Annotated in this window: 8 protein-coding genes; 3 read left to right on the top strand and 5 right to left on the bottom strand. The window is 42.3% G+C overall.

Annotated features, from left to right (window positions below):
* Positions 1 to 105: 105 nt before the first annotated feature.
* A complete protein-coding gene (gene nadB, locus RMY64_RS00425) occupies positions 106 to 1,782 on the top strand; it encodes an L-aspartate oxidase (RefSeq protein ID WP_322699000.1) in 1,677 nt (558 codons plus the stop codon).
* A gap of 1,121 nt (positions 1,783 to 2,903) precedes the next feature.
* Here the strand turns inward: nadB and RMY64_RS00420 are convergent.
* From RMY64_RS00420 to btpA, 3 genes are all read right to left on the bottom strand, one after another.
* Positions 2,904 to 5,111, bottom strand: coding sequence for a CHASE2 domain-containing protein (locus RMY64_RS00420; RefSeq protein ID WP_322669901.1), 2,208 nt, complete (start codon positions 5,109 to 5,111; stop codon positions 2,904 to 2,906).
* Between the two features lie 623 nt (positions 5,112 to 5,734).
* The gene (locus tag RMY64_RS00415) at positions 5,735 to 6,718 is read right to left on the bottom strand and encodes a vitamin K epoxide reductase family protein (RefSeq protein ID WP_322685143.1); all 984 of its coding nucleotides are present in this window, start codon (positions 6,716 to 6,718) and stop codon (positions 5,735 to 5,737) included.
* A gap of 152 nt (positions 6,719 to 6,870) precedes the next feature.
* A complete protein-coding gene (gene btpA, locus RMY64_RS00410) occupies positions 6,871 to 7,719 on the bottom strand; it encodes a photosystem I biogenesis protein BtpA (RefSeq protein WP_322670041.1) in 849 nt (282 codons plus the stop codon).
* A gap of 756 nt (positions 7,720 to 8,475) precedes the next feature.
* On the opposite strand from btpA, the gene rimO reads away from it, so the two are divergent.
* Together rimO and RMY64_RS00400 are read left to right on the top strand one after the other, a co-directional pair.
* A complete protein-coding gene (gene rimO / locus RMY64_RS00405; protein ID WP_322669899.1) occupies positions 8,476 to 9,795 on the top strand; it encodes a 30S ribosomal protein S12 methylthiotransferase RimO in 1,320 nt (439 codons plus the stop codon).
* A gap of 304 nt (positions 9,796 to 10,099) precedes the next feature.
* Positions 10,100 to 11,629, top strand: coding sequence for a DEAD/DEAH box helicase (locus tag RMY64_RS00400; protein ID WP_322669898.1), 1,530 nt, complete (start codon positions 10,100 to 10,102; stop codon positions 11,627 to 11,629).
* A 162-nt stretch (positions 11,630 to 11,791) separates the two neighbouring features.
* Here the strand turns inward: RMY64_RS00400 and RMY64_RS00395 are convergent, their stop codons facing one another.
* Positions 11,792 to 12,739, bottom strand: coding sequence for an aldo/keto reductase (locus tag RMY64_RS00395; RefSeq protein ID WP_322685145.1), 948 nt, complete (start codon positions 12,737 to 12,739; stop codon positions 11,792 to 11,794).
* A 235-nt stretch (positions 12,740 to 12,974) separates the two neighbouring features.
* Positions 12,975 to 13,199, bottom strand: a complete 225-nt coding sequence (locus RMY64_RS00390) for a hypothetical protein (protein WP_322669896.1) — start codon at positions 13,197 to 13,199, stop codon at positions 12,975 to 12,977.
* Positions 13,200 to 13,467 lie beyond the last annotated feature (268 nt).

Genomic DNA, 13,467 nt, shown 5'->3' with positions numbered 1-13,467 from the left:
TAGGGAGTGGGAGATGATATGAGTTAGGAGTTAGGAGTTATGAGTTAAAAATTCAAAACTCCTAACTCCTAACTTCTAACTCCTCACTTCCCCCTACACATTACCTTGTCTCAGATAGATATTCCCAGCCAATTTGATGTCTTAGTAGTCGGCGCTGGTGCCGCTGGACTATACACAGCGCTATGTCTGCCAGAATCCTTGCGAGTCGGTTTGATTACCAAAGAAACCGTTGCTTTATCCGCTAGTGATTGGGCACAAGGTGGCATTGCCGCAGCGATCGCCCCAGAAGATTCTCCCACGCTGCACATTGAAGATACGATCCAGGCGGGTGCAGGTTTATGCGATCGCACCGCTGTTGAATTTCTCGCCGAACATGCCCCTAGCTGCATTCAATCCCTAGTTAACTTGGGGGTAGCTTTTGACCGTCATGGTCAAGCTTTAGCTTTAACTTTGGAAGCCGCCCATTCTCGCCGCCGTGTTCTCCACGCTGCTGACACTACAGGCAGAGAAGTTACTACTACCCTCACCGCTCAAGTATTACGTCGCCAAAATATTCAAGTCATTCAGCAAGCTTTGGCTTTGAGTTTGTGGATTGAACCCGAAACTGGTTGCTGTCAGGGAATTAGCCTGTTTTATCAAGGTAAAATCACCTGGATAAGAGCTGGTGCTGTGGTACTAGCAACCGGTGGCGGCGGTCAGGTATTTGCCCAAACCACTAACCCGGCAGTGAGTACCGGTGATGGGGTAGCGATCGCAGCTCGTGCTGGGGCTATCCTCCGCGATTTAGAATTTGTTCAATTTCACCCGACTGCTCTCACTAAACCTGGTGCCGATCGCTTCTTGATCAGCGAAGCTGTACGCGGTGAAGGGGCACATCTCATCGATAATGAAGGGCGGCGTTTTGCTTTTGACTATCACCCTGCGGGTGAACTTGCGCCTAGAGATGTTGTCAGTAGAGCAATTTTCAGCCATTTACAACGTACTGCCCTTGATTTGGCTACTGCTCATGTGTGGTTAGATATGCGCCCCATCCCCGCTGACAAAATTCGTCAGCGCTTTCCCAATATCATCAAAGTTTGTCAGCATTGGGGAGTTGATGTCTTCCACGAACCAATTCCTGTAGCGCCAGCTGCCCATTACTGGATGGGTGGAATTGTTGCGGATCTGATGAATCGCACAAATATCCCTGGTTTGTATGCAGTGGGTGAAACCGCTAGTACTGGTGTACATGGAGCAAATCGCCTTGCCAGTAATTCCCTGTTAGAATGTATTGTGTTTGGGGCCCAGATGGCTGATATTAAGTTAGAAAATATTGGGCTATCCTCAGAAATACCAGTGCTGCCGTTACGGAGATTTAATGCCGATCCTAGTGAGTGGCACATCCAACAAGCACAGCTAGAAGCACTCAGGGAGAAGTTACCGCGTCTAGTGTGGGAAAGTGCTGGTATTTGTCGGGAGCAATCAAGGCTGGAAAGTGCGATCGCGACTATTGAATCTTGGCAGCAAGATTTTGCCGCCTTGCCTTTAACTCAATTCTTGCTTGCTTTACGTCCAGCAGAACCCGCTAGTTTTGACCTACCAGATGTTGAACGGCAATTAGCACTTTGGGCAGAAACCCGCAATTTAATAGATGTAGCTGATTTAATTCTCAAAAGTGCTGCTTTTAGAACCGAAAGCCGAGGCGGACACTTCCGTTTAGATTATCCTCAACCAGACTCAAATTGGCAAGTTCACACACTTATACAAACAAATCATTGGTGGAAATCTCCACTATTGTCTTGAATAAACTACCTTAAATAGCCTGATGGTTTTCGCAACCCTAAGTACAACATCTTGGAATCAGCTGTTAAGTACAAAGATGTGGTGTCCAAGACGGTAGTTAATTCATCGCGTTGCTCACCAGAATCTAAAATTCAAAATTGCCATCAGCGAGTGCCGCTACCATTATGACTGTCGGGACCACCATAATTTGGTGGAATGTATATGTCTTGTAAATTTTGAGAATTGACCTTGCGGGCGATTAAGGTATTACTGCTAGTAGGGCCAAAAGAATTAGCACTTGCAGTACTGAATATACCTGTGCAATCGGCAATTTTTGGGATCAGTAAATAAGCACCTATGCAGAATATGATAAACTTTGTGATTCGGAAGTTACTCTTCATATATTTCAGTAAATTTACTAAATTTTTTATTTCAAAACGTATTTTTTAGTTACTACCGTATATTTACTGTACTTTTTCAAAAAAGTATTTTAACTTTATGAAATTATTGCTGGTACTGTACAAATCATTGTGGTATTTCCTTGTCGATTAACCTTAATTTGCCGATATTAAATAGTTTTCATACTTAAGTGGTATTTCAAATAGGCGATTTTTACATCAGTCTCAAGTTAGATATGTCAATGATTTACTGCCAGCTTTTTGAGTACTTCATTATTTATTAATAATATCTTAATACTTTTAAGTATAAACACTATGTTCCATAAATCATAAATTCAAAAAAACATGAAATAATACTTATCTAATTGTATAGTTTATAGATTTGATGAGTAAAGATATGTAAAGATAAAACAACATATCTATAGTAATAAAAGGATTTTAAAATTTTGTCTTGCATAATAAGCGAATAAGTACAAGTATAAAAAAAATTGTAAATTAAATCACATTAAATTTATTTTTAAAATTATTTTTGATCGCTAATTATTTTCTGACATAAATTAGGAGGTTTATCGTTTAAGCAAAAAAGCCTTACCAGGTCTATATTTGACTAAAAATTTACCTCGCAAGATATACGCTATATTTTTTCGAGACAGTGCCTTAGACCTGTCTCTGGTCTAAATTCTTAATTTGAATGTAAAAATTGTAACTTTAGTGAAAAAAGCTGGAGGCTTGACTCTTAATTAATTAAGCAAACTCGTAGCGATTTTTACCAAGGCGCTTGGCACGGTACATTGCTGTATCAGCTTGTTTCATCAAAGTTTCACTGTCTTGACTGTTGTATGGATAAACACTAATGCCAATACTGGCAGAGACTCGGATTGTATAGCCATCCAAAACAATTGGCTTGGTAATACTGCTTAAAATTTTTTCAGCGACTTTAGCAGCTATTTGGACATTAGGTATTGCCCGTAAAATCACAGTAAATTCATCGCCACCCAAACGAGAAACTGTATCACTAGCGCGTAAAGAGTTGCTGAGTCTTCCAGCAATAGTCATTAGCAAGCGATCGCCCGTCTCGTGTCCTAAAGTATCATTGACTTGCTTAAAGCCATCTAGATCGATAAACAGCAGTCCCAACAACAAGTTATTGTGTTGTGCCCAATGTAAGGACTCGTAAAGTTGTTCGGCAAAAAATTCGCGATTAGATAAACCAGTGAGGGGGTCGTGATATGCTAAATAACGTAAGTGGTCTTCTTTGAGTTTTAATTCATTGTTAGAGCGGGATAGTTCAGCAGCAGTACGCTTCAGCTGTTCTTCCATCAGCTTGCGCTGAGTAATATCTCGGATGACACCAACTAAAAAGAAATTGCCGGCTGAGTCTTTGTGGAGCGATCGCTTAGTGGCAATTAGATGAGTCTGGCCATCGGCATTTGTAAATTCTTCTTCATGTTCTTGGGGTTGCTGAGTCCGAAAAACAAGATCGTCTTGTTGTCGAAATACATCAGCTTCATGTTTTGGGAAAAAGTCATAGTCTGACTTTTCAATCAAAAACTTATTTGGATAACCGATAAATCGACAATACGCCTCATTTAAAACAATCCACTGATGTTGTTCATTTTTCACAAAAATTGGATCGGGGATCGTGTTGATAACGTGATGCAAAAATTCCTTGGAACGTTTCCACTCTCCCTGCATGTGAGCAATATGACTAGTCATCCAAATAGCTGAAGTGCCAAAGCAAACCAATGAGGGAATGAGTGGTATCCACCAACCATATAAGAAGAAAGCAAGGTATGCACTCAGGGTCAATACAAAGCAACAAATTAGGATACAGAAGAGACTCCTAGTTGCGTGTCGTATCTGCCATATCGTCACGGCTCCCAGATAAGACCAAACAAAAATCCACAAGTATTCCACCAAGTCAGGCCAGACTTTCAGTAATGGTCTTCCATCAACAGCAGCAGAGATTAACTGACTAATAAAATAAGCCTGCAATTGAATACCAGGTAGAGGCTCAGGCTTTGCTATACCCATTACACTGCTGGAGTAAGGAATAAATACAGAATCTTGGAGACTGGGCGCAGTTGAACCAACAAGTATAATCCGATCTTTGATTAAGTTTGCTTTGACTTTATCTGCCAGTACATCTCTCATCGATACTTGGCGAAAACTACAAAATTCTCCAGACGAACTTTGACATTTAGGTTTGGGAAAATTGCTCAAAATTTGATAGCCTTTATCATCAGCTCCCACATAAGCACCATCATTAGCCTCAAAACGAGTAAATGCTGCCTTACCCAATTGCAAATACTCAGGGTTGCTTTTTGCTTTGGTGGGAGTAATTCCCTTTGACTTTAAATACAATAAAGCCAACTTCAGGGCAAAACTTTCGTGTACTTCATTTTTAACGTGCCAATACAACAAACTGCGACGCACTTTACCATCAAGATCGTACAGCACGTTATTAAAGCCCACTTGATTTTGATTCAGTCCCACTGGAGGCGGAACACTAAAGTTTTTGTTTTTTGACAGTAGTTCAATACCAATTAAGTTGGGCATTGACTGATAAACATTACGCAATTCTTGATTACCAGGCTCTACTGGCAAATTTCTGTAGATATCTAAGCCAATCGCACGGGGTTTGTGGACATTTAATTTTTGCAACAACTGGACAATCTTCGCATCTGAAATCGGCCACGAACCTACTTCGTTTATATAGGTTTCATCAATTACTACGATCGTAATCCGGTCTTCTGGTGGTTCATTTGGACGTAAGCGAAAAAATTGATCCAAAGCCGCTAACTCCAAAGATTGCAATAATCCAAAGGAGTGCAAAAGCAGGACGCAGACTGCAACGCTGGCCGCAGTAATCAATTCTCTGTGTCCTCGACTAAGCGATTGTTTCAGTCCAAAGGTTAACTTCACAAAACGCTTGCCTAGCTGCTGATTCATTGCCATTACCTAGTAGGCAGAAATATTCTCTATTTCCTATAGCTATTAACTATCGGACTAACATAGCTCAAGTAAGAGCTAAATAGAGTTTCTAAAAATTTTTTTAACTCAGCAAGGTTCTTTAAGACATCGTGATATTTGTGATGTATTACCATATATTGAGGCTAATTGTCTGACTAAAAGGCAACTGTGATTGTGGCTCTCAGCACAGATTAATCAATATTGTTGGAAGTGAATTCAGTAAATTTAACTCTCAAAGCCTTCTCTAGTAGAGCCTACTTAATTAAACTCACATTTGCGATCGATTAGGTATTTTACTGAGAATTACGTTAACTTCTAACAGAAACAGCTCTCGGTTCGAGCCTGACATGATTACATCCCAAGGTGGCTCTCAAGTGTTATAAAAAGAAATTAAAATATACAATTTTTAAAGTAAATGTACTTAGCTAATTTCCTTGAGCTTAAGTATTTGCAGATCAAAGCCGAAATAAAATTAGTAATTGGGCATTGGATGAGACCTATTATCTGTTACCAAAAACAAAAAAGCCAACTGGAAACAGATTTTACTGTATTCATCCAGTTGACTATGGGGTGTGAACTACTGAATATTCAGTGTAGGTACTTTACTTAAAATACTTGAAGTTCTGAGGCCCTGTGTAACCAGAAACTTTCGCTAGTTCCTCTAAGTTTTGGACTCCGCTATAGCTTTTACCATTAACGATCCAAGTGGGGAAACCTTCAATTTTTGCAGCTTTACATACTTCTGGTTGAGCTTTGAGTCCATCGGGGGCGCACTCTACCTTAATGCCATTATTGATTATTTCCTCAGCTTCTTTACCAAAAAGTAGCTTTTGTTCGTGACAGTGAGGACACCAATAAGCACTGTATTCCTTTGCACCTACCTTTGCCAGATGGCTTGCTAAGGCTATTTCTGCCTCACCAGAAGTAGTGGTAACTTCCCAACCGAACGCTGGGTTGGGGTTTTCTTTGGGAGTAAAGGTAATTTTAGTGGGTTGTCCAGGAGTGGCAGGTGTCACACCTGATTGATTCACGCCAGCATAGACGCCTAAAGTACCAATCAGCGTTACCATCCCGACAATCAGGGCGGTAAACAAGATTTGTCCAATATCCTCCCAAGTCCGACCGATAATCGTTAGTACCAAAAGACTTACAGAGAACAAAGCTGAACCGATACAGTAAAGACAAATCGCTTTGATTTGAGATGTCAGCACATACATTAAGTAGCCGCTAAAGACAGACATAGCGATCGCACCTACCAGCAGCAGCCACCACGTCCAATTTTCCAATTGTTTGCGGTTATTGTTTTCCCCTGAGTTGAATACCAAGGGAGCCAAAGCCAATATCACCATACTGGTGTATGCCAAAAACCCAAACAAAGCTAATGGCTGTCCAAAAACCGTTGCCCAAGGACTGGAAAGCACATCATTACAGCCCTTAGCGCCAGCCTGTGCCACACAAGCGGCACTGCCTCCGGTTAACTTTTCTATAGTGAGATAACCTGTTATCAGGGCACCACATCCAGCGATCGCGGCAATCAATGGACGTGACCATTTATGAATCCAAGGAGTAGAACGGCGGCGAATCATAAATTGTTATTGGTTAATGGGCATTGGGGAGGCAGTTGCTCCACTTGGGGTCTCCTCAAGTGGAGCAACTGCTGTCATTGGGCATTGGGCATTGGGCAATTGAGTATTAATTATTTCTTCCCATGCCCCATTCCCCATGCCCCATGCCCCAATTAAGAATGTAACTTCACTTGTTCTGCTGATTTGCTTTCACCTTTGGAGTTCCAATTGCGACGGGCAACTTCCACAAATTGACTGACGCGAATTGGGTCAATTGGTTGCTCTATGCGTCCATGACGTTTTAGGGAACTGGAAACTATTACACCATCTGCTGCTTGCATCAATGTATCAATATTTTCCCAATTAGCCCCACTGCCGATGAACACTGGCGTGCCATTTGCTGCACCACAAGCTAGTTCCAAATCTTCTAAATTAGGAGGACTACCTGTAGCCCAACCAGATAAAATCACTCCGTCTGCTAAACCCCTTTCAATGGTGTCTTTCACGGCGACTGTGAGATTTGGAGAACTCAAAGGACGGGCGTGTTTCACCAACACATCGGCCAGGATTTTAACATCACAGCCCAACTCCCGTCGATAGCGGAGTAGTTGATGGGCTTCTCCCTCAATTAATCCCTGGTCGGTTGCCATCACCCCTGTGAGGACGTTGACGCGGATAAATTGCGCCTGTACGCAGCTAGCGATCGCTATTGCACTTTTGGCGTCATTTCGCAAAACATTTAAGCCTATAGGCAAAGTTACCAAATTCTGTATCCGCTGCACCACAATGGTCATGGCACTCACAACTACTGGGTCGACTTGGTTTTTGGTAAACGGCGCGTCGAAAAAATTCTCGACAATCAGACCGTCAACCCCTCCACTTGCTAAGGCTGCGGCTTCTTGTTCGGCACGGTCAATGACCGCTTTTAGGCTACCTCCCCAACGGGGTGAGGTAGGCAGTGGTAGCAAGTGAACCACGCCAATAATTGGTGAGCGAGTTTTAAATATCTGATATAAGTCCACGTCTTTAATCCGCCTCGCACAGTCCAGAGTCCAGATTTTTTTGACTATTGAATGCCAGTTCAACACCACTCCCCTGAAGGTTGGGAACCTCTATATAAGGGTGGCTCTTCAACGGGGAAAACCCCACACGTGACTGGCTTTTCTTGACCCTTGACTCATGACTTTTCATTAACTAGTCAAATGTGTTTTATGATAGTCGGTTTATTGCCTCTTTCCTCAGATGGAAATTGGCGTGAAACCTCCCATAAGATATGTTAAGATAAAACCTGGCTACAAGAGGAGTTTGCCACTCACTAGACGCAAGGCAGCTTTCCGTGGTTTAGGCGTCTTGTCCGCGCACAGTCGTAGGACTTGCCAATCGCCAGGGTAGCATTACTGCTTTATAGGCGTAGTCGCTTTCGTCGATTTCTCTGAGGGTAGCGACTTCTCACAACAAGCCCTTTGGGCGGCTTCCCGATGGGTAGGTTAACAACGCACACGCTGTGGTAATGTAAAATATCAATAGGCAAATTGTTAAAAAAGATTACAAGTGTCAAATGTACCCAAAGACACTTCAATTTACCCTGGGGAACAGATTGATAAAAGTATCATAACATGACCTCTATTTTTATTATTTGATAGGGTCATAAGTCTATGGACAGTTGCTGACAGTGAGAATCTGTTGTCGTACTGTTATTAGAAGGATAGCGATCCCAAACAAGCAAAATTAGCGCCAGAATGTTGACTACAAGAAAAAAATGAAGATATTTTCAAAATATGGGTGACAAGCCAACAATTGCCATTTCTCACCTGGGCTGCGAGAAAAATCGAATTGATACAGAACACATGTTGGGAATGCTCGTAGAAGCAGGCTACGGTGTAGATACAAATGAAGAATTAGCAGATTACGTTATTGTTAATACTTGTAGTTTTATTGAAGCGGCCCGGCAAGAATCTGTCAGAACTTTGGTAGAACTGGCAGAGGCAAACAAAAAGATCGTAATTACTGGCTGTATGGCGCAACACTTCCAAGAACAACTTTTGGAGGAGTTGCCTGAAGCAGTAGCCGTTGTGGGTACAGGCGATTATCACAAAATTGTAAATGTAATTGAGCGTGTTGAACTTGGCGAGCGGGTCAAACAGGTTAGTATTGAGCCAACCTACATCGCCGACGAAACTACACCTCGCTATCGCACGACAACGGAGGGCGTAGCTTACCTCCGAGTTGCGGAAGGATGTGATTATCGTTGTGCATTTTGTATAATTCCTCATCTTCGAGGAAACCAGCGATCGCGTACTATTGAATCTATCGTCGCCGAAGCGGAGCAATTAGTTAGTCAAGGGGTAAAGGAAATTATTTTAATTTCCCAAATCACTACTAATTATGGTCTAGATATTTACGGTCAGCCAAAATTAGCCGAATTACTTCGCGCTTTGGGGAAAGTAGATATACCGTGGATCAGAATGCACTACGCTTATCCCACGGGACTGACCCCAGATGTGATAGCGGCCATCCAAGAAACACCCAACGTCCTGCCTTATCTGGATTTGCCCTTGCAGCATTCTCATCCAGAGATTCTCCGCGCCATGAACCGCCCTTGGCAAGGGCGCGTAAATGATGGGATTATAGATCGCATCAAAACGGCGCTACCAACAGCCGTACTGCGGACAACATTTATTGTTGGTTTCCCAGGAGAAACACAAGAGCATTTTGAGCATCTACTAGAGTTCGTCCAGCGGCATGAATTCGATCATGTTGGTGTCTTCACCTTTTCCTCTGAGGAAGGAACTCCAGCTTATAAGTTGCCAAATCAGTTGTCCCAAGAGGTGATGGACGATCGCCGATACCAACTGATGGAACTCCAGCAACCGATTTCTCAAAAGAAAAATCAACAGGAAGTAGGCAAAATAGTCGATGTCCTGATTGAGCAAGAAAATCCTGAAAGTGGTGAACTAATAGGTCGTTCAGGTAGATTTTCCCCAGAGGTTGATGGTCTGGTGTATGTCAAAGGCCAGGCAAAGTTAGGAACCATCGTGCCAATAGCGATTCACCACGCTGATACATACGACCTCTATGGTCAAGTAGTCAATAACTAAATTGTCCTTTGTCTTTTGTCCTTTGTCTTTTGTTAAATGACCCTTACAGATTTACCCTTATCCCAATATCGACGCTGCATTAATGGCAGTTTTAATGAGGGTTTACCTGAAATTCGGGGACTCACTCGTGGGCATAGCTTCTCTAAAAGTTGAGGCTTTGCTATCGCCCTTGGCTAACTAACTAGCCAATAACTTAATGACTAATGACTAATGACTAATGACCATTGTACAGACGCGATTAATCGCGTCTCTACTGACTAAATGACTAATCCAAAAATCCTTACATAAAATTTAGGACGAATTAATGACTCTTTCATTTCAAGAATTAGGCATTTCCCAAGAACGTGTCGAACAACTAGAAAAAATTGGTTTTACCGAACCAACCAACATTCAAGTGCAAGCAATTCCCCAATTGCTAGCCGGTCGTGATGTGGTAGGTCAATCTCAAACTGGAACAGGTAAAACGGCAGCATTTTCACTGCCAATTTTAGAACGGCTAGATATTAATCAAAGAGCCGTGCAAGCCATAGTTTTAACACCAACTCGTGAATTAGCGATGCAAGTTCACGATGCGATCGCTCAATTCATCGGCAATGAAGGATTGCGGGTGTTAGCAATCTACGGTGGTCAATCAATTGACCGTCAAATGCTGCAACTCAAACGTGGCGTTCACATGGTCGTGGGTACTCCCGGACGGGTAATCGATTTGCTCGATCGCGGCTGTTTAAAGCTCGATCAGGTCAAGTGGTTTGTATTGGATGAAGCTGATGAAATGTTGAGCATGGGCTTTATCGACGATGTGATCAAAATCCTCTCGCAAGCGCCCGTAGAACGCCAAACAGCTTTATTCTCGGCAACAATGCCACCATCGATTCGGATGTTGGTGAACAAGTTCTTGCGATCGCCGGCGACTGTCACCGTTGAGCAACCAAAAGCCGCTCCCAACAAAATCAATCAAGTAGCTTACTTGATCCCTCGTCATTGGACAAAAGCCAAAGCTTTACAGCCGATTCTGGAAATGGAAGATCCAGAAACAGCTTTAATCTTTGTCCGCACCAGACGCACAGCCGCAGAACTCACCAGTCAGTTACAAGCAGCTGGTCACAGTGTCGATGAATACCACGGTGACTTGTCGCAACAAGCGCGAGAACGGTTATTAAGCAGATTCCGTAACCGTCAAGTTCGCTGGGTGGTAGCAACTGATATTGCCGCACGAGGCTTAGATGTCGATCAACTGTCCCATGTGATCAACTACGACTTACCCGATAGCGTAGAAACCTACGTCCATCGCATTGGCCGTACTGGTCGTGCTGGTAAAGAAGGAACAGCAATTTCTTTAGTACAACCATTTGAGCGGCGTAAACAGCAAACATTTGAACGTCATAATCGCCAAAGTTGGCAATTGCTGTCCATTCCTACACGCGCCCAGATTGAAGCAAGACACATTCTGAAATTGCAAGAACAGGTGCGAGAAGCTTTGATGGGTGAGCGTTTGGCTTCATTCTTGCCAATTGTTAGCGAACTAATTGAAGAATACGATGCTCAAGCGATCGCCGCAGCTGCACTGCAAATCGCTTACGATCAAACTCGTCCCGCTTGGTTGAGTTCAGACGTAGAAATTCCTCAAGAGGAAAGCTCAACTCCCAAACCAAGACTCGGTAAACGTCGCGAATCTTCTAGCGATCGCCCCCGTGCTGCGTGGAAATCAGATAGCAACAATGGTGAAGAAAGACATTCTTCTCCCAAGCCCAAACTGCGGACAAGTGGACAGGATTCTTCTGCATCTCCTAGTAAAAAAATAGGTTCACCTACAGCTAGGGAATCAGCTTCTTAGTCAAGAGTTAGAAGTTAATCAATTTTGGATTTTAGACTTTTCCTTTAATCCAAAATCAAAATCTAAAATTCGGCAAAGTTAAGAGTTGAGAGTTAAGAGTCAAGAGTTAAGATTTTGACTTTATACTCTTGACTTTTTGGCTTTTTTAGAGGGTTAAAAATACTACAGCCAAGGACGACTAACTTGTTCTAACTCTCTAATTTCATCCTCGTTTAATTTCCAGCCCAAAGCACCAGCATTCTGACGTACCTGTTCGGCTGTCTTCACCCCAGCAATGGGAATAACGTTTCCCTGAGCAATTAACCAGTTGAGAGCAACTTGGGCAGGAGTGCGATTGTATTTTTCTCCGAAATTGCGTAGCAAAGATATGACTGGGGCAATTTTTTGCAGACCTTCTTTCTTAAATCGTGGGTCTATTTTCCTTGCACCAGTGGGGGTTTCGGTACTATCAATACTATACTTCCCTGTGAGTAATCCTTGAGCCAAAGGACTGTAAGCCAAGATAGTCACACCCAACTCACGCGCAGTTGCGATAATACCTTTGCTTTCAACTTGGCGAGTGAGTAAAGAATAGCGCACTTGATTGACAGCCAAAGGTACTCCACGGGTCGCCAATATTTGATGCGCGTCTCGCATTTGCTCTGCTGAGTAATTACTCACACCGACTGCGGCAATTCTGCCTCGCTTCACTTCATCTGCTAGGGCATTCATCAAAGTTTCTTGGCTTAAAAAGAAGGCAAAAGGCCAATGCACTTGATACAGGGCGATTCGTTCAAGTTGTAGGCGTTTGAGACTGGCTGTTAAAGCATCAGAGACGGATTGGGCTGTAAATCGCCACGGTAGTGGGCCAAATTTTGTAGCGATTTGTACAGGTTGTTGTGTCTGTTGCAGAAATTGCCCCAAAAATTTCTCTGATAGTCCCATTCCGTAGATTTCGGCAGTGTCAAAGAAGGTAATACCAGCTTCTAAGGCTGCTGTAAATGCTTCTTGTAACTGTTCTGGGCCGTAGGCACTGCCATAATTCCAAAATAGTTTATCACCCCAAGCCCAAGTGCCGATGCACAAGGGTGTAACAACTGGGCCATTTTGCCCCAATGTGATGTTTTCCACGGTTGCAAAATTTAGTTTATTTACATTTCTTTACTTTTATAGTCTATCGTTACAGGCAGGATTGGGTGCGATCGTCATCATTTGCCGCAATTCTTGTTGTGCGTAGGCGTAGCCCCTCGTAGACATCGCAGTTTGCATCAAGATTTACAAATTACACTTGACAATATATCTATTCTCAGAATTAAGGGAGGCTAATAACCTCCCTTTTATAATAGTTGAGTGTATTTACTTGTATTTAAGAATTAGATGATTTATCCTGCTTGGCTTTTTTGATTAATTCCATGTAGACATTAATCTCACTAATTTCTACATCATGCTCAACTCTAGTTACTTTCCATTTCTCCTTTTTTAGGTAAACTTCCTCTCCTACTCTGGGAGTAAATTGGAGGTCATAAAACTTTTTTAGAAAATCTTTTTGATTTTCTTCCCATAATATTACTTTGACTACTTCTTTGCTCATTGCTTATGCCTTTTTGGTTACTAGATGAAGCTAAGTACTTTGATGACATATACACGGCAAGTTTATCTTACTAATTCAATTGAATAGCGTAGTTAAAACCACATTTTAATATTGATATTTTTATGTGGTTTGATTGCGTCCGATAAAGTTACAGGGCAATGCGATAACTTTAGTAAATTTTACTATTGGGTATATTTGAAAATATTTCTCCGTGTGTTGAGGTTAGAAAAATAAATAAAATCTGTCAAACTAAGAGTTATTGCCGTTG

This window comes from Nostoc sp. DedQUE08, from assembly GCF_034530895.1.
In the GTDB taxonomy this organism is placed as follows: Bacteria; Cyanobacteriota; Cyanobacteriia; order Cyanobacteriales; family Nostocaceae; genus Nostoc.
This window is presented reverse-complemented; position numbering and strand designations above follow the sequence as displayed.